14 protein-coding genes are annotated in these 17,520 nt (G+C 35.7%); 8 read left to right on the top strand and 6 right to left on the bottom strand.

The window, feature by feature from the left end; genetic code table 11:
• Positions 1-32: 32 nt before the first annotated feature.
• Positions 33-830, top strand: a complete 798-nt coding sequence (rsmA, locus tag PW52_RS04150) for a 16S rRNA (adenine(1518)-N(6)/adenine(1519)-N(6))-dimethyltransferase RsmA (protein ID WP_044631646.1) — start codon at positions 33-35, stop codon at positions 828-830.
• A 79-nt stretch (positions 831-909) separates the two neighbouring features.
• A complete protein-coding gene (mgtE, locus tag PW52_RS04145) occupies positions 910-2,286 on the top strand; it encodes a magnesium transporter (protein WP_044631645.1) in 1,377 nt (458 codons plus the stop codon).
• A 206-nt stretch (positions 2,287-2,492) separates the two neighbouring features.
• Here mgtE and PW52_RS04140 read toward each other — a convergent pair whose 3' ends face one another.
• Positions 2,493-3,848, bottom strand: a complete 1,356-nt coding sequence (locus tag PW52_RS04140) for an ATP-binding protein (RefSeq protein WP_044631644.1) — start codon at positions 3,846-3,848, stop codon at positions 2,493-2,495.
• Between the two features lie 256 nt (positions 3,849-4,104).
• On the opposite strand from PW52_RS04140, the gene PW52_RS04135 reads away from it, so the two are divergent.
• Genes PW52_RS04135 through PW52_RS04110 form a run of 6 tightly spaced genes read left to right on the top strand, consistent with a single transcriptional unit; the run spans position 4,105 to position 8,131 of the window.
• Positions 4,105-5,061 carry a 2-hydroxyacid dehydrogenase gene (locus PW52_RS04135; protein WP_044631643.1) on the top strand — a complete coding sequence of 319 codons (957 nt, stop codon included), beginning with the start codon at positions 4,105-4,107 and terminating at the stop codon, positions 5,059-5,061.
• A 24-nt stretch (positions 5,062-5,085) separates the two neighbouring features.
• Positions 5,086-5,541, top strand: a complete 456-nt coding sequence (locus tag PW52_RS04130; protein WP_044631642.1) for a DUF1801 domain-containing protein — start codon at positions 5,086-5,088, stop codon at positions 5,539-5,541.
• Between the two features lie 15 nt (positions 5,542-5,556).
• Complete coding sequence (locus PW52_RS04125) at positions 5,557-5,928, top strand: VOC family protein (protein ID WP_044631641.1); 372 nt, start codon at positions 5,557-5,559, stop codon at positions 5,926-5,928.
• A gap of 49 nt (positions 5,929-5,977) precedes the next feature.
• Complete coding sequence (locus PW52_RS04120; RefSeq protein WP_044631640.1) at positions 5,978-6,364, top strand: VOC family protein; 387 nt, start codon at positions 5,978-5,980, stop codon at positions 6,362-6,364.
• 10 nt (positions 6,365-6,374) lie between these two features.
• Positions 6,375-7,664, top strand: a complete 1,290-nt coding sequence (locus PW52_RS04115; protein ID WP_044631639.1) for a serine hydrolase domain-containing protein — start codon at positions 6,375-6,377, stop codon at positions 7,662-7,664.
• 56 nt (positions 7,665-7,720) lie between these two features.
• A complete protein-coding gene (locus tag PW52_RS04110; RefSeq protein ID WP_044631638.1) occupies positions 7,721-8,131 on the top strand; it encodes a DM13 domain-containing protein in 411 nt (136 codons plus the stop codon).
• Positions 8,132-8,140: 9 nt separating this feature from the next.
• Here PW52_RS04110 and PW52_RS04105 read toward each other — a convergent pair whose 3' ends face one another.
• The 5 genes from PW52_RS04105 to PW52_RS04085 form a co-directional block, all read right to left on the bottom strand.
• On the bottom strand, positions 8,141-9,337 hold the full coding sequence (locus PW52_RS04105; protein ID WP_044631637.1) for a hypothetical protein: 1,197 nt from the start codon (positions 9,335-9,337) through the stop codon (positions 8,141-8,143).
• A gap of 2 nt (positions 9,338-9,339) precedes the next feature.
• Positions 9,340-9,792: a hypothetical protein gene (locus tag PW52_RS04100; RefSeq protein ID WP_131453967.1), complete on the bottom strand. Its 453-nt coding sequence runs from the start codon at positions 9,790-9,792 to the stop codon at positions 9,340-9,342.
• Between the two features lie 181 nt (positions 9,793-9,973).
• Entirely contained in the window at positions 9,974-14,647 is a 4,674-nt protein-coding gene (locus PW52_RS17040; RefSeq protein ID WP_052823373.1) for a T9SS type B sorting domain-containing protein, read from the bottom strand.
• A 36-nt stretch (positions 14,648-14,683) separates the two neighbouring features.
• Complete coding sequence (locus tag PW52_RS04090) at positions 14,684-16,558, bottom strand: OmpA family protein (RefSeq protein WP_044631635.1); 1,875 nt, start codon at positions 16,556-16,558, stop codon at positions 14,684-14,686.
• A gap of 16 nt (positions 16,559-16,574) precedes the next feature.
• Positions 16,575-17,510, bottom strand: a complete 936-nt coding sequence (locus PW52_RS04085; protein WP_044631634.1) for a PorP/SprF family type IX secretion system membrane protein — start codon at positions 17,508-17,510, stop codon at positions 16,575-16,577.
• Positions 17,511-17,520 lie beyond the last annotated feature (10 nt).

Below are 17,520 nucleotides of genomic sequence, written 5' to 3'. Positions count from 1 at the left end.
TTGTATCTTTGTTTCCTAAAAGGCATCTATTCGTGGTAAAAAACTCCAACAATCATCAGGTAAAAGCAAAAAAACATTTAGGACAACATTTTTTAAACGATGAAACGGTCGCCGAAAAAATAGCCAATACACTTTCGCTACAAGGCTATAAAAATGTGTTAGAAATAGGCCCAGGAATGGGTGTACTTACCAAATACTTACTTAAAAAACCCTGTAACACTTACGTTATAGAAATAGATAGCGAATCTGTAGATTACCTACAAAACAACTACCTAAATTTAGCACCACGAATAATAGAAAAAGACTTTTTAAAGTACAATTTAAACGAGGTTTTTAATAACGAACCTTTGGCCATAATAGGAAACTTTCCGTATAACATATCTAGCCAAATTGTATTTAAAACCTTAGAAATGCGCGATCAAATTCCAGAATTCTCTGGAATGTTTCAAAAAGAAGTGGCACAACGTATTTGCTCAAAAGAAGGCAGTAAAGTTTACGGTATTTTATCGGTTTTAACACAAGCTTTTTACGATGCCGAATACTTGTTTACTGTGCCACCAAACGTATTTAACCCGCCACCAAAGGTCGATTCTGGCGTGCTTATTTTAAAGCGCAAAGAAAACTACCAATTACCATGCGACGAAAAATTGTTTTTTAGGGTGGTAAAAACCGCATTTCAGCAACGCCGAAAAACACTTCGTAATAGTTTAAAAACATTCAATCTGTCCGATAATTTAAAAGCAAATACTATCTTTGGGCAGCGGCCAGAACAATTAAGCGTAGAACAGTTTTTAGAACTTACGCAACTTATTGATAACGACCAGAATTAAAAAAGTTTCATAGAATTTCAAACGATGCATAGGTTTCAAAAATTATGCATCAGGAAATTTCAAAACACGGTGAAATCTCATGTCAGAAGAAAAAGAAAATAGCCAATTTCAATTAACAGATACGCTTTTAGAGCAAGTGGAGTTACTTATCGAAACCCAAAACGATAAGGAACTTAAAAGTGTTATGGACGAGTTTCATTACGCCGACATTGCCGAAATTCTAGACGAATTAAATCTAGAACAAGCCATGTACGTTATAAAACTTCTAGATTCTGAAACCACCGCCGATATTTTAATGGAACTCGATGAAGACAATCGAGAAAAAGTATTAAAAAACCTATCAGCAAAAGAAATTGCCGAAGAAGTTGAAGAGCTCGACACCGATGATGCTGCCGATATTATTGCCGAATTACCCGAAGAACGCCAACAAGCTGTAATAGACCAAATAGAAGACGAGGCACACAAAGCCGAAATTACCGAGCTATTAACCTACGACGACGATGTTGCCGGAGGACTCATGGCAAAAGAGCTTGTAAAAGTTTACGAAACCTGGACTGTAGCCGGTTGTTTACGCCGAATTCGCGGGCAAGCTAAAGATGTTAAACGTGTACATTCCATTTACGTAGTCGATAAAAAAGACCGTTTAATTGGTCGTCTCTCTTTAAAAGATTTAATAGTAGCTAAAAGCGAACAAAAAATTGCCGATATTTATATATCTAATGTCGATTATGTAAACGTAAACGAAGACGCCGAAGAAGTAGCCAGAATTATGGCAAAGTACGATTTAGAAGCCATTCCGGTAATTGAAAGCGACGACAACAAAGTACTTTTAGGCCGCATAACCATTGACGATATTGTTGATGTTTTAAAAGAAGAAGCCGACAAAGATTACCAAATGGCCGCAGGTATAACCAGCGATGTCGAAGCCGATGATAGTATCATACAACTCACCAAAGCCCGTTTACCATGGTTATTCCTTGGTTTAGTTGGTGGTGTGGGCGCTTTTTTAATCATGGAAGGGTTCCACGAAGCCTTTAGCAAATACACCGTGTTATTTTTCTTTACACCGTTAATTGCTGCGATGGCCGGAAACGTAGGCGTACAATCTAGCGCCATAATTGTTCAAGGTCTGGCAAACGACGATGTAAAAGGTAGCATAAACAGTCGTCTGTTAAAAGAAATGCTACTCGCAGCCCTAAACGGACTAATTCTCGCCCTATTTTTATTCGTATTCGTTTGGATAGCACAAGGCGAAGCCAACACCGCATTAGCCGTGTCAACCTCATTAGTTGTGGTAATAATTGTAGCAGGTTTAATAGGTACATTTGTACCCTTATTTCTCGACAAACGCGGTATCGATCCAGCCATTGCTACAGGGCCATTTATAACCACCAGTAACGATATTTTTGGCATTTTAATTTACTTTTCAATAGCCAAACTCATACTAGGAATCTAAATTTTTATTGGAATTTATTTATCATGCTTAACTAGTTTCAGCATTTCAAAAAAATATTTTGGGCGTTACCCCCGAAACTTCGGGGTCGGGCTTTGCGCTATATCTTTTTTCTCGTGCCTCTAAAAAAGGATGCCGCTGCAACCCCTAACGCAGGTGAGTTTGTTTAAAGTCGTATTCTTTTTATAAATTTTCGGTTGTGCTATTTTTTAATAGTGCTTTGTAAAGTAAGCAATATATTCTGGTAGTTTTGTCCCTAAATAATAAGGAAGATTCATAAGCTTATATGGTTTCTTTTGTTTTGGTGTTTCATGCGTTTCTATTTTAAACGCTCCAGCATACATGCGAATAGCATAATTATGATTTGTTCGCTCTATAAATTCATGTAACGATTTTAAAGCACCCGTTGCTCCAGATTTTATTTCGACAGGAATAATTTTGTCTTTATATTGAATTGCTAAATCAACTTCAGATGATGCTTGTGCCTTTTCTCGAACCCAGAAATTAGGTTTCGATGTACTAATAGTGTTTAACGACAATATTTCTTGAGTAATTATATGTGGAATAATTGCTCCCTTATAAGCCTTACTTAGATCGTTAAGCGCTAATAAATCAGCTTGAATTTTTAGATCGTGATTGATAAGTCCTGTATCTAAAAACTGTAATCGAGGCGATTTTTTAATATCTGGCATAATTGGCACTTCCAGATTTGTTGTAGGGTAAATTAACTGAATAACTTTTGCCGCATCTAAATTCTTAAACGCTTCACTTACCTCACGTGAACGATAATTAGAATTTCCAAAGTTTTGAAATTTTATACGTTGGTCAACATATAAATGCGTAACATCCATAATGTGTTTAATTACGCTACGTTCTGTATTATTCGAAGTGTATTTTTCAACATCATTTTTATAGCTTGTCCATATACTTTCATACACTTTTGGTAAATCAGAAATGCTATTATTTACAATATACGTTTGTACTATTTCGGGCATACCGCCTATAATTACATAAGTGTTAAACAAATTTATAAGGGTTTTATGCGCAAATTCTTTTACAGGAATTTGATTCAACTCATCGAAAGCCTGTTGTTTATTTAGAGCTAATAAAAACTCCGAAAAATTTAATGGGTATAGATATAAGTATTCTATCCTTCCTACTGGAAAGCTTTTTACCTGTTGTATTGCAAACTCTAGCAACGAACCTGCTGCAATGACATGCAAATCGGGTAATTCTTCATAAAAATAACGCAATAATTGAATTGCTTTTGGAGACTCCTGGATTTCGTCAATAAATACTAAGGTATTATTAATTTCACTACTCGAAATATTATGTTCAAAAAACAAAGCCTCCTTAATTGTGTGTATATCCTCATAGTCTTCAAAAAACCTAACATCCTTAAATTTTTCAAGATTTAATAAAATGCTATGCTTATATCCCTTAGAAAATTCTTTTATTAAAGTGGTTTTACCAACCTGTCTTGCACCTCTTAACACTAAGGGTTTTCTATTGCTGGAAACCTTCCAATCTTCTAAGTGTATACTTATATGTCTCTTAAAATTCAATCTTACACTTGTTTTAGTAATTTAGACACAAATATACTTTTTTGTAACAAAATAAAGGGTTATTTTTATATTTTTTGTTACAAAGTAAAGCATGTTTTAATGATATTTTGCTATAAAATAAATAGTGTTTATCCATAACACACTATTAACAATACAATTTACCCAACATTAGCTTGCATCAACTCAATAAACAAATTACTTTTGGGTAAATATGAAAACATCTTCCCAATAAGAAGATTTAGATTAGCTTTTTTACATGAAAATACTTCACCTAGATTCTAACCACGAGTTATTAATAAATCAGTTAAACGATTTAGGATTTACAAACCACACCGATTTTACAGCTTCAAAAGAAGTTATTGAAGCAAAAATTTCAAACTACGATGGTATTGTTATCCGTAGTCGTTTCACTATCGATAAACAATTTCTCGATGCCGCCACTAATTTAAAATTTATTGGTCGTGTTGGTGCCGGTTTAGAAAACATAGACTGCGATTATGCCGAAACCAAAGGCATTCATTTAATATCTGCTCCAGAAGGCAACCGTAACGCCGTTGGCGAACATAGCTTAGGCATGCTGTTATCGCTTTTTAATAAACTAAACCAGGCCGATGCAGAAGTTAGAAGTGGCAAATGGCTTCGCGAAGCCAACCGAGGTATAGAACTCGATGGCAGAACCGTTGGACTAATTGGTTATGGCAATATGGGAAATGCCTTTTCTAAAAAACTACGCGGTTTCGATGTCGAGGTGTTGTGTTACGATATTAAAGAAGGTGTTGGTAACGAAAATGCCAAACAAGTATCGCTTAAGGAATTTCAAGAAAAAGTAGACGTGGTAAGTTTACACACGCCACAAACACCACTTACTTTAAACATGATTAATGCCGATTTTATAAACGGCTTTATAAAACCGTTTTGGTTAATAAACACGGCGCGAGGTAAAAGTGTGGTAACAAAAGATTTAGTTGCCGCTTTAAAATCTGGTAAAATATTAGGCGCAGGTTTAGATGTTTTAGAATACGAAAAAGCATCGTTCGAGAACCTTTTTAAACAAGACGACACATCGGGCGCCGTGGAAATGCCAGAAGCGTTTCAGTATTTAATCGATGCTAAAAATGTGTTATTAACACCGCATGTTGCTGGTTGGACTGTAGAAAGCAAAGAAAAACTAGCCCAAACTATTGTAGATAAAATTAAAGCGAAATTTTGTTAACTTTAGGTTTCTAAAGCTAACACCATGCAATATAAAGCCAACTCGCCAGAAGACTATATAAAACAAACACCAGAAAATAGGCACGAAGCCTTAAATAAATTGCGAGAGGTTATAAATAAAAACCTTCCGGATGGTTTTAAAGAAGGCATGCAATACAGCATGATTGGGTATTTTGTGCCACACAGCATTTATCCCGATGGTTACCATTGTAAACCTGAAGAACCTTTGCCTTTTATGAGTTTTGCTTCACAGAAAAACTCTGTAAATTTATATCATATGGGTATTTATGCTGTTGCCGAAATTTACGATTGGTTTGTTGCCGAATACCCCAAGCACTCTAAATTAAAACTCGATATGGAAAAAAGCTGTATCCGGTTTAAAAAAGTAGATCAAATTCCGTTTGAGCTTATTGCAGAACTTTGTCAAAAACTGACTGTTGAAAAATGGATTTCCATTTACGAAACCGCAATTAAAAAGTAACTAAACGCAAATATTATGAAACTAGGCGCATTTTCAACAAGCTTGAGTGTAAAAGACATTAAAGCTTCAAAACAATTTTATGAAACCTTAGGGTTTTCGGTTTTTGCTGGCGATTTAGATAAAAATTATCTCATCATGAAAAATGGCAATGCTTTAATTGGTTTGTTTCAAGGCATGTTCGAAGAAAATATTTTAACCTTCAACCCTGGTTGGGACGAAAATGCTCAAACTTTACCCGATTTCGATGATGTTCGTAGCATTCAAAACCATTTAAAAAACAATGGTGTTTCCCTAATTAACGAAGCTGATGAAGCTTCAACCGGACCTGCAAGCATTGTACTTAAAGACCCTGACGGGAATACTATTTTAATCGATCAGCATGTTTAACATGTCGTATTACATTTCCGCGAAAGCGTAACTTTAAATATTATAATTCATGAAAAAACGAGTAACAGGAATAGGTGGGCTATTTTTTAAAACCAAAGATCCTAATGCCACTAAAGATTGGTACAAAAAACACCTGGGCTTTGATACCGACGATTATGGCTGCACCTTTTGGTGGAAAGACGAAGCCGGCAATAAATGCTCGACGCAATGGAGCCCGTTTCCGGAAGACACAAAATACTACGAACCATCGAAAAAAGACTTTATGTTTAATTATCGTGTAGAAAATTTACACGAAATATTAAAGGTTTTAAAAGAAGAAGGCGTAACCGTTGTTGGCGACATTGAAGAATACGAATACGGTAAATTTGGCTATATTTTAGATAACGATGGCAACAAAATTGAACTTTGGGAACCTGTAGATAGTGCTTTTTTGTAAATATTGTTTAATGATAAAATCTGCTATTCAATTCGTTGTTTTTTTAGTTTTTTGCCAATGGGCTTGCGCGCAAATGCCTTATACAAACCCAGAATCGGTTGGCTTAAACGGTGATTACATTAACACGCAAGTCGATTCTATTATGCAATTAGCCATTAAAGAGCAGGCTTTTCCTGGCGCTCAACTATTAGTGGCTAAACAAGGACAAATTATTTTTCATGAAGCTTATGGTTATCACACTTACGATAGTATTAATAAAGTAAGTTTAAACGATATTTACGATTTAGCTTCGGTTACTAAAATTGTGGGGCCGCTGCCCGCTCTAATGAAACTTTACGAAGAAGGTAAGCTGGATTTAGATGCGCCTTTTAATAATTACTGGAACGCTTGGAAACATAAAAAAACCAAAAAACACATCACGTTGCGCGAACTTTTAGCGCATCAATCGGGAATGCAACCTTATATTGTATTTTTAAGTCGTGTTGTTAAAAATGGTAAGCTTAAAAAACGATTTATTAAAACTGAAGCTAGTAAACGATTTTCAAACCAAATATACGAAGGCATTTATGTGAAAAATCGTTTTAAAAACAAAGTATTTCGAAACATAAATCGCTCCAAGGTTAGTAATGATAAAACTTATAAATACTCGGGTTTAGCGTCATTAATTTATCCTGAAATTATTGAAAATATTACAGGTGAAAATTACACCGATTATCTTCAAAAACAATTTTACAAACCTTTAGGCTGCGAAACTTTAGGTTACCTTCCTAAAACAAAAAACTTTAAAAACACCATTGTTCCTACCGAGAACGATTCGGTTTTTAGAAAAACACTAACTCACGGTTGGGTTCACGACGAAAATGCCGCTTTACTTGGTGGTATTTCGGGAAATGCCGGCTTATTTGGCACTGCAACCGATTTGGCAAAATACATGCAAATGCTAACAAATTTCGGAACTTTTAATGGCAACACTATTTTTAAACCTGCAACTGTAAGGGAATTTACAAAAATTCAATATCCAGAAAACAATAACCGCCGCGGTTTAGGTTTCGATAAACCATTAATTGGCAACGACACATTAAACATTACAAAGGCTTATCCTGCGCCACAGGTTAGTCCGGAAAGCTTTGGTCATTCTGGTTTTACGGGCACTTTTATTTGGGCAGACCCAAAAGCAGAATTGGTTTTTATATTTTTATCTAATCGTGTTTATCCATCGCGAAGCCATCGAAATATTTATAATTTAAACATTCGCCCTAAATTACAACAGGTTTTTTATAACGCTACACTCACTAATTAAACTTTAAAAGTAAGCATGTGAGTTTATAACCGACTATTTTTAAAAACACATAACGGATGTCTAGAATTTTTATTTTCACTTGCTTATTCTTTAGTTTTTTCGCCTGTAATACTGAAGAAATTGATACTGAAGAAACACCTATTGGCAGCTCTAAATCGGGCGTTGTTGCAACAACTAGCGACTACGAATTAATGGGAAGTTTTACACTTTCTAGCATTGAAAACACTAACAATTTATTGCTTACTCTAAACGAAAACTATGTAGCTTCAACCGAGTTGCCTGGTTTGTATGTGTATTTAACTAACGATGCCAATTCGGTTACTAATGCTTTATCTCTTGGCCCAGTTGAAGTTTTTAGTGGCGCACACAACTACATTATAGAAAATGTAAACTTAACCGATTACACCTATTTACTCTACTGGTGCGAGCCTTTTAGCGTAAAAGTTGGCGGTGGTGATATTGAATAATTTATCGTTTTAAAAAAGCCCTTTAAAATCTAAATCCCAATTCACCCCTAAAAGCGTAATTAAATTATTGTCTTCAGGAAAATCTTTACCAAAAGCACCTGTTAAACTTACTTTTTTAAAAACTTGGTAATTTATATTTCCAACAGACCGGTATTGCTTACCAAAACCATCGCGTTTTAAATACTCGTAAGCGAACTTTAATTTATGAAATTCAAGTTCCACTTTTCCGCCATAATCCCAAAAAACACCTTGGTTTGCTATAAAACCATCGTCGACATATTTGGCAATACAGTAAACATGTAAATAGTTGGCATTTTTAGAGCGTAAATTTTCCTTTTTTATCAAATTAATAGCAAAATCGAGGGTTAACCAACTAGAAAACCTATTTACATTCGATGCGATGTTATTATCTTTAAAAAGCATGCCATAGGCCAAAGCAGCATCAATTCGTAAAAAGGGCTTTATATCTTTAGGGTTATAGTAAAAGTTAACTATTCTATCGGCAATTTCTTTAAAATAGGCATTTGCCAAACTTTTACCATCTGGATAACTGGAATTAAATTCAGAATTATTAGCTAAAAAATTATTGGCAGCATCAATAAAATTTTGAGGTATTTTGTTGTTTATAATATATTCTTCAGCGTCAAATTTGGTTACAATTAAATTTAAAAATACTAATGTGCCATTAAATTTTTGCAGCGCTTCATTGGAATACGGTGCACGCGTTCGTTCTAAAATATCAACTAAACCTTTTGTTTTATTTTGATTATAAAATTGAAATAGCGCCGTTCTAACACCAACTGAAGCCACTTTTTTTTCTTCAGCATAACCATCAAACTGTTTTGTAATGTAGCCAAACGAAAATGAAGAGTTGGTTTTAATACCGTTAAACGGATTGATATAATATGCGCCTTTGTTGTTTAATTTTATGCCACGATAATCATAATAAGAACGATCTTTTTTATTCGGGATTATCCAATACGGATTCGATTCTAAAGCTATGTTTCCGTTAGAAAACCCGTTGTAAGCATACACCGCTAAACTTTTAATGTTTTCCGGTGAGTTAATGGCAGTCGGAGTTTCATCAACTAAAGTAAAAGCTGGATTTGTGGTACTTTCAAAATTAAAATCGCTTATTGATGTTTGTGCTTGTTTGCTTTGCATAAAACCAAGAAAAACTAGAAAAAATATATAAAACCGTTTCATAATTATGAGTTTAAAGATTTAACAAACGCTCTGTGATTACTTCTTAAATCTTCGTTTAAAACAACCGTTATATTTTTTTCTACTGTAAACTGCTCATCGGAGATTTTAACAAATTCAGCTTCAAAATTTATAAATGAAGAATAATAGGTTTTTCTGTTGTCTTGGTCGTACACGCTGTATCGAATTAAGGTGCGTTCCATGACTTTTTTAATATTTGGCTCTTGATTTATATCGACAATAAAAACAAACTTAATAGCCAAAACTGGCCTACTTTTAGATTGTTCTTTTGAGAATGAAGTCGAGTTTTCTTTAGACTCTAAAATCTCGAAATCCATTGGGTTTTCTTCAGCTTTTAATGCAAAAACAGGAGTGCCTAATTGTTGGGCTACCGTATCGATGTCTGTAATATTTACTGCAATTTGCTGGTTATTCCCAAAAGTTTCAAATGTTTCCATAATATTTAGTTTAGTGGTGGTTTTACTGCAAAAACCCATATGCTAAATAAAACACAAATGAATTTTACAATGCTAAATTGACATTTTTAGGGAGGAAACACAATACCCAGAACTGGGTAAATAATTGATTTTTATAAAATTACAAAAAATATAAATACTAAAAAAAGAAATAACTGGTACGTTATCGTCTTAACGAAAAATGAGACACAAAATGTTTGAGCTCGCCATTTTCTTCATAAGTTAAATCGAACCAATAGTCGGTTGCTGGCAAAGGTTGACCTCTAAAAGTACCATCCCAACCAATATCGTTAGGTCGTAATTGCTTAAGTAATTTGCCATACCTATCGAAAATTTTAACTATAGTTGAAGGCTGATCGCTTACTGCAAAAACATGCCAAGTATCGTTATAACCATCATTATTTGGTGTAAGAACTTTTGGGTAATTTATAATCGTAATATCATCAACCGTAATTGTACCACACGATGGGTTGTTGGTTTTCATATCGAAAACAGTTACCGTGTGTGTACCGCTACTAACACCTGTAAATACACCGCCATTATCTAAAGGTGCATCATCATCTAACTGAAACCAGTATTCGCCATAACCATCAACCGAAACGGTTATTCGTGGGTTGGGTTCGAAGGTTTCAGTTTGTGTAACACTTAATAAAACAGGTGGCCCAGATTGAAACACCTCAAAACCTTCACTAATTGCCGAAGTACAATTAGCAATAGGTGTATTTTCTTCAATGCTTAAAGTATAAACACCAGGATTGGCAGCATCTATAATTAACTCACTATCATTTTCTCCAGTAATTTCAACCCCATTTAAAAACCAAGTGTAAACATAATTTGCGTTTTGTAAATCGCTAACCAATGTTACGCTGTTTAACACGGCATTTGTTTCAAAATCGACACATAAAGTGTTGTTACCTGTTAAAGATGAAATCAACGGTTTTAAAATAGGATTTACAGTATAACTTACCGAAGTTGTATCATAACAAACATCTGGCGAACTAGCATGATAAACACGAATATAAATGGTTTGATTGTTTGCCACCGAATTCACAAAAGTGTCTGGATTCGAAATAGCATTTACGCCATCTTCTGCATCTTGCGGGTCTTCAAAATAATCGACAATATAATTATTTGGATCTTGTCCATTTAAAATTTCAGCATTTAAAGTAGTTAAATCGTACTGAAAAAACCCATCATTTTCACCATCGCCATCACAAATATTAATAGGATTAGGTGTTGTTGCAATTGCAGCGTCTTCAACCGTTAAATTAAATGGAAAAATAGCATCGCACAACGTAGCATTATCTGTAATTTGAACATAAATGATATGATTGTATGCCGTTGAATTAGTATACGGATTTGTTGTTATTTGCATTGAAGCAGAAGCGTCTTCAAAAAATGCCACAGTAAAATCTGAAGCGTCTTGTGTGCTTCCTAAAATAGCAGGAATTTCGGCATTTAAATCGAAATCGAAATAACCGTTGCCACTAAGCGTGCATTCACTTAAATTATCTAAAACTATTATTGGTGTTGGGCTAACAATAATACGCATAGTTTGCTCGTTGGCACATTGGCCAGCATCTGGCGTAAAGGTATAAACTGTAGTTGTTGTATTATCAATTGCCGGACTCCAAGTTCCTGTAACACCGTTGTTAGAGGTGGTTGGTAACGGGTTAATATTTTGTCCGCTACAACGTGGGGCCATTTGCGTAAATTCTGGATCAATAACAGGATTAACCGTAATGGTCATGGTTTGCTCGATAGCACATTGACCTGCATCTGGTGTAAACGTATAGGTTGTAGTTGCGGTATTATCGAGCGCTGGACTCCATGTTCCCACAACACCATTGTTTGAGGTGGTTGGTAATTCTGCTAAAGTTTCACCACTACAAATATCGGGCACTTGTGTAAAATTGGGTATAATATTTTGATTTACCGTTATAAGCATAGTTTGCTCCGTAGCACACTGGCCTGCATCTGGTGTAAACGTGTAAGTTGTAGTTGTTGTATTATCTAACGCCGGACTCCAGGTTCCTGTAACACCATTGTTCGAGGTGGTTGGTAATGGCGCTAAAGTTTCACCACTACAAATATCGGCCACTTGTGTAAAATCAGGTGAGGTATTCGGATTAACTGTAATGGTCATAGTTTGCTCCGTAGCACATTGGCCTGCATCTGGTGTAAATGTATAAGTTGTAGTTGCAGTATTATCTAATGCCGGACTCCAGGTTCCTGTAACATTATTATCGGAAGTTGTTGGCAACGTAGCTAATGTTTCACCGCTACAAATATCGGCCACTTGAGTAAATGTTGGTGTAATATTTGGATTAACCGTGATTGTCATGGTTTGATTATAAGCACATTGACCTGCATCTGGTGTAAATGTATAAGTTGTAGTTGCAGTATTATCGAGCGCTGGACTCCAGGTTCCCGTAACACCATTATCGGAAGTTGTTGGAAGTGCTGCTAAAGTTTCACCGCTACAAATATCGGCCACCTGAGTAAATGTTGGTGTAACATTTGGGTTAACAGTGATTGTCATGGTTTGATTAGAAGCACATTGACCTGCATCTGGTGTAAACGTATAGGTTGTAGTTGCGGTATTATCGAGCGCTGGACTCCATGTTCCCACAACACCATTGTTTGAGGTGGTTGGTAATTCTGCTAAAGTTTCACCACTACAAATATCGGGCACTTGTGTAAAATTGGGTATAATATTTTGATTTACCGTTATAAGCATAGTTTGCTCCGTAGCACACTGGCCTGCATCTGGTGTAAACGTGTAAGTTGTAGTTGTTGTATTATCTAACGCCGGACTCCAGGTTCCTGTAACACCATTGTTCGAGGTGGTTGGTAATGGCGCTAAAGTTTCACCACTACAAATATCGGCCACTTGTGTAAAATCAGGTGAGGTATTCGGATTAACTGTAATGGTCATAGTTTGCTCCGTAGCACATTGGCCTGCATCTGGTGTAAATGTATAAGTTGTAGTTGCAGTATTATCTAATGCCGGACTCCAGGTTCCTGTAACATTATTATCGGAAGTTGTTGGCAACGTAGCTAATGTTTCACCGCTACAAATATCGGCCACTTGAGTAAATGTTGGTGTAATATTTGGATTAACCGTGATTGTCATGGTTTGATTATAAGCACATTGACCTGCATCTGGTGTAAATGTATAAGTTGTAGTTGCAGTATTATCGAGCGCTGGACTCCAGGTTCCCGTAACACCATTATCGGAAGTTGTTGGAAGTGCTGCTAAAGTTTCACCGCTACAAATATCGGCCACCTGAGTAAATGTTGGTGTAACATTTGGGTTAACAGTGATTGTCATGGTTTGATTAGAAGCACATTGACCTGCATCTGGTGTAAACGTATAAGTTGTGGTTGCCGTATTATCGAGCGCTGGACTCCATGTTCCCGTAACGCCATTATCGGAGGTTGTTGGAAGTGCTGCTAAAGTTTCACCGCTACAAATATCGGCCACTTGTGTAAAATTGGGTGTGATATTTGGATTAACTGTAATCGTCATGGTTTGGGTGAAAGCACACTGGCTACCATCTGGAGTAAAAGTATAGGTTGTGGTTGTTGTGTTATCGAGTGCCGGACTCCAGGTTCCTGTAATTCCGTTATTCGAGGTTGTAGGAAGCGCAGCTAAAGTTTCGCCACTACATATATCGGCAACCTGTGCAAAATCTGGTGTTTCACTTGGGTTAACAGTTATAGATTCAGAATCAGTTAAATTTTGTGAACAAATTACAGTTCCAGAACCATCAATAACCTGCACACTTTCTAGTGTTAATGTTGAATTTACCGTTAGCACCTGATTTAAAGTTGCTACACCTGAAGCATCCATAACAACATGTTGTGTTGCACCACCGTTAATATTGTAATTTACTGTTGTATTCTCGGTTCCTGTGAATGTAAAAGAAACCGACTCACCATCGCAAATGGTATTTCTATCTACAGAAACTTGAGCATCTGGAATAGGCGAAACCACTAAATTAAAATCTACTAAACTATAACAATCGGTCGTTCCCGATAGTACCTTAGCATAAATTTGTTGCGGATTACTGGTGTTAGCATAAATACCTGGTAAGGCGTTAATGCCATCGGTAGCATCGGCTAAGTTTTCGTAAAATTCGATGGTGTTACTAGGATCTGCGTTAATACTGCTTTTTAAACCATCTAAATTAAAAATAGAAATATCTGGCGTACCACTACAAGCAATAACGTCATCAATAGCATTAGTTGTTGGAGGCGCAGGAAAAGCACCTGTACCTTGCATTGCTGTCCCTGTCCATTGAATTTCGAAACCGCCATCACCATCAGGTCGATCTACTACAATGTAGTACGTTTCTCCAACCGCTACAGTTAACCAAAATACGTAACCATTACCATTTGGTCCTGGTCCCGTTTGCGTTAATGTTGTTGAGCCATTAATACCTGTATGATTATTTGCTAAACCAGCTTGATTAGGATTAGTTGTTGCGCAACGAATAGGGCTTCCTAGGTTAGAACATAATCTGTTTGGACCATAAACCCAAAAATCGTAATCGACCATAATATCCGGATCGTTAGGAATTAAATCGAAACCTAAAGTTCCAGCTTGGGCAATATTAACTTCTAACCACAACGAATTATGTTCGAATCCACCACAGGAATTAACCTCGGTTGGGTTGTTTCCAGGACCAGTAGCATTAGATTGAAAATTTCCGTTACCACAAACAGTTATTATGTTATCACAATCGTTAGGTTCATTTTGAGCTTGTAACTTAACAAAACTTAAAATTAATAACCCCAACAATAAAAACTTCACCGTTTGCCCTATCTTCATAATAATCAAATTATTTAGGTTATAAATTTAACAATTCTATTTCTTAATTATCAAAAATTCTGAACGTCTATTTTTTGCGTCGTCTTCTTTTGTACAATTACGAGTACAATCTATTTTTGGTTGTGTACTTCCTAAACCTTTTGCCGATAGACGATTTTTCTCAATTCCTTTTGAAATTAAGTATTGAACGGTAGATTGTGCACGTTTTTCAGACAAGCTTAAGTTATAAGCGGCTTTACCTTTAGTATCGGTATGCGATTGTACTAAAATTTCCATGTTTGGATAGGCTTTCATAATAGCCACCAACTTATCTAACTCACTAGCTCCTTGAGCGGTAATATTACTTTTATTAAACTCGAAATAAATGTTGTTTAATTTAACTTCTGTTTCAGTAATTAATTCATTTTCTACTATTGGAATTAATAATGCTTCAACAACAACAGCTTCTCCGTTGTTAGGCTTTACAGCAACAGTTAAGCTCTCGTAACCCTCTTTTTCAATTGTAAAAGAATACGGATTTTCGCAAGTTACATTAAAGCTCGTTTTTCCATTAGTTGTAGTGTTTTTAACAGCTAAAACGTTAGCTTTAGCATTTAAAGAAACTTTTGCTAAGTTTAAAAGAGCCTTTGTTTTTGCATCTTTAACTAAAGCAATGGCATCGAATTTACACACAGGAACAGCAACATAAATTTGATCGTTTCCTGATTTGTTTGATGCATAAAAACCTACATTATTTTTTGAATTAATACTAAAAGAGAAATCGTCACTTTTAGTATTTATGTCCTTTCCCAGGTTTTCGGCCTCCTCGCTCTTGTTTAGGTCTACCCTAAAAATATCAAATCCACCAAAACCTTTTTTTCCTCTTGAAGAAAAATACAAAATATTATCGCCACTAATAAACGGGAAACCCTCTTTACCTGGAGTATTAACATTTGGCCCTAAATTTTCGGGTTCACCGTACTTGCCATTCGTTATACTTACTTTCCAAATATCGGTATCACCTAAACCTCCGGGCATATTCGATGCAAAAAACAAGGTTTTACCATCGCTACTTAAACTTGGGTGACTAACCGAATACTCGTTACTGTTAAACGGCAAGGGTTTAATATTATCCCATTTACCATCGATTAATGTTGCTTGATAAAGACCTTGTTGCGCTAATTTTACCTGTTTTTTGTCTAACTTTTTATAAAGTCCTTGGCTATGGCCATCTCTAGAAAAAATAATGGTTTTTCCATCTTCGCTCAAAGTTATAGGCCCATCATGATATGGTGTATTTAAACTATTTACTGGTTCGGCTTGGGTAAAAGTACCGTCGTCGTTCCTGTTTGCTTTATAAATGTCTAAATACGGTTGCTTTGTCCAACTATCTTCCTTTTTTCCAGTATTTCTGGTACTAACAAAGTATAAAATATTGTTGTTGGTTAAAACGGCACCAAAATCGCTTTGCTCTGCCGTATTAAACGGTGCTTCTTCAACGGTATAAAGCTTCGAACTATTTTCTAGACTAGGCACAAAATCAGGATCAGCTAAATGTGCTTTTGCACGATTATCGTTAGGCGCCATTTTAGCAAAAATATCCATTTGTTTGTTTGCCGCCTCGTATTTTCCTTGTGATTTTAAAACGTTAGCATAACGGTAATAAGTTTCGGCATCTTGCGAGGTTGTAAGCGCCATTTCATACCATTTTGCAGCTTCATTAATGTTAAAAACGTTATAATAGCTATCGGCTAATTGTTTATAAACATGAGCATCGGCGTTTTGTTTTTCAACAAGTTGTAAGTATGCATCAATGGCATCAACATATTGATAGGTATCGAAAAGCTTATCGGCTTTTTCGGTATAACTTGTTTGCCCATAACTTACCGCAACAAGTAAGATTGAACAACATAGACAGAAAATATTTTTCATTTTAATTGTAGTTTTATTAGAAAAATCTAGGTGAAATAGATACTTTTTTCGGGAAGTTTAAATCGAACAATAACATAATTTCGTGCGATCCCGAAGTTCCTGCACTTAATTCTGAGGTAATATAATCGTAAGCATAACCAATACGTAAATCTGGCGTAATAGCAAAATTTGCCATAAGCCCAACCGAATCGTCTAAACGATAGGTTGCGCCTGCTTCAAACTTCTCGAAAAACAAAAAGTTAGCCGACAAGTCTAGCGACGATGGTGCCCCAAATGCCGATTTTAACATAAATGATGGTTTAAACTTGGTGTTTTCCGAAAGGTTAAACACATAACCAGCAGACAAGAAATAGTGCATCACATCGCTTCCGTAAGTGTACTCTTGTCCGTTATTGGTGACATTTAAATAGGTATTTTTAAGCATGTTTGGCACAGCTAAAGACACATAGTAATTATTGGTATAATAAAACATACCTGCACCAATATTTAAATTGGTGCTACTGCTATTTTCGCTAAAAGCCTCATCGTTGGCATCGGGAACAAAACCAGCTCCAATATCGCTATACAAACCTATATTTTGAGCTGTTAAACCTCCTTTTAAACCAAAGGCCAACTTATGTTCGCCACTTAATTTTAAAGTATAAGAGAAATCGGCATAAATGTTATTTTCTTCAACAGGGCCAATTTTATCGGAAACTATTGAAAATCCTAATCCTACATTTTTACCAACAGGACTGTGTATAGAAAACGTTGCTGTTTTAGGAGCGTCTTGTATACCAGCCCATTGCGAACGGTATAAAACCCCAATAGCAAGATTTTCTTTAGAACCCGCATACGCTGGGTTTACAACATTCATGTTATACATATATTGCGTGTATTGCGGGTCTTGTTGTGCCGAAACACTTAGCAAAACCGTAAATACAATTAGTGTTGTTAAATATATTTTCTTCATTGGTATATTT

The sequence above is a fragment of the Neotamlana sedimentorum genome (assembly GCF_000943565.1).
GTDB lineage: Bacteria > Bacteroidota > Bacteroidia > Flavobacteriales > Flavobacteriaceae > Neotamlana > Neotamlana sedimentorum.
The sequence above is the reverse complement of the archived record's forward strand: the minus strand, read 5'-3'. Positions and strand labels throughout refer to the sequence as shown.

Bases quoted from the DNA above. Each gene is read 5' to 3' on its own strand.
- PW52_RS04085 (WP_044631634.1), bottom strand. From the start codon at position 17,510: ATGAAGAAAATATATTTAACAACACTAATTGTATTTACGGTTTTGCTA.
- PW52_RS04135 (WP_044631643.1), top strand. From the start codon at position 4,105: ATGAAAATACTTCACCTAGATTCTAACCACGAGTTATTAATAAATCAG.
- PW52_RS17040 (WP_052823373.1), bottom strand. From the start codon at position 14,647: ATGAAGATAGGGCAAACGGTGAAGTTTTTATTGTTGGGGTTATTAATT.
- PW52_RS04110 (WP_044631638.1), top strand. From the start codon at position 7,721: ATGTCTAGAATTTTTATTTTCACTTGCTTATTCTTTAGTTTTTTCGCC.
- mgtE (WP_044631645.1), top strand. From the start codon at position 910: ATGTCAGAAGAAAAAGAAAATAGCCAATTTCAATTAACAGATACGCTT.
- PW52_RS04130 (WP_044631642.1), top strand. From the start codon at position 5,086: ATGCAATATAAAGCCAACTCGCCAGAAGACTATATAAAACAAACACCA.
- PW52_RS04125 (WP_044631641.1), top strand. From the start codon at position 5,557: ATGAAACTAGGCGCATTTTCAACAAGCTTGAGTGTAAAAGACATTAAA.
- PW52_RS04120 (WP_044631640.1), top strand. From the start codon at position 5,978: ATGAAAAAACGAGTAACAGGAATAGGTGGGCTATTTTTTAAAACCAAA.
- PW52_RS04115 (WP_044631639.1), top strand. From the start codon at position 6,375: ATGATAAAATCTGCTATTCAATTCGTTGTTTTTTTAGTTTTTTGCCAA.
- PW52_RS04100 (WP_131453967.1), bottom strand. From the start codon at position 9,792: ATGGAAACATTTGAAACTTTTGGGAATAACCAGCAAATTGCAGTAAAT.
- PW52_RS04105 (WP_044631637.1), bottom strand. From the start codon at position 9,337: ATGAAACGGTTTTATATATTTTTTCTAGTTTTTCTTGGTTTTATGCAA.
- PW52_RS04090 (WP_044631635.1), bottom strand. From the start codon at position 16,558: ATGAAAAATATTTTCTGTCTATGTTGTTCAATCTTACTTGTTGCGGTA.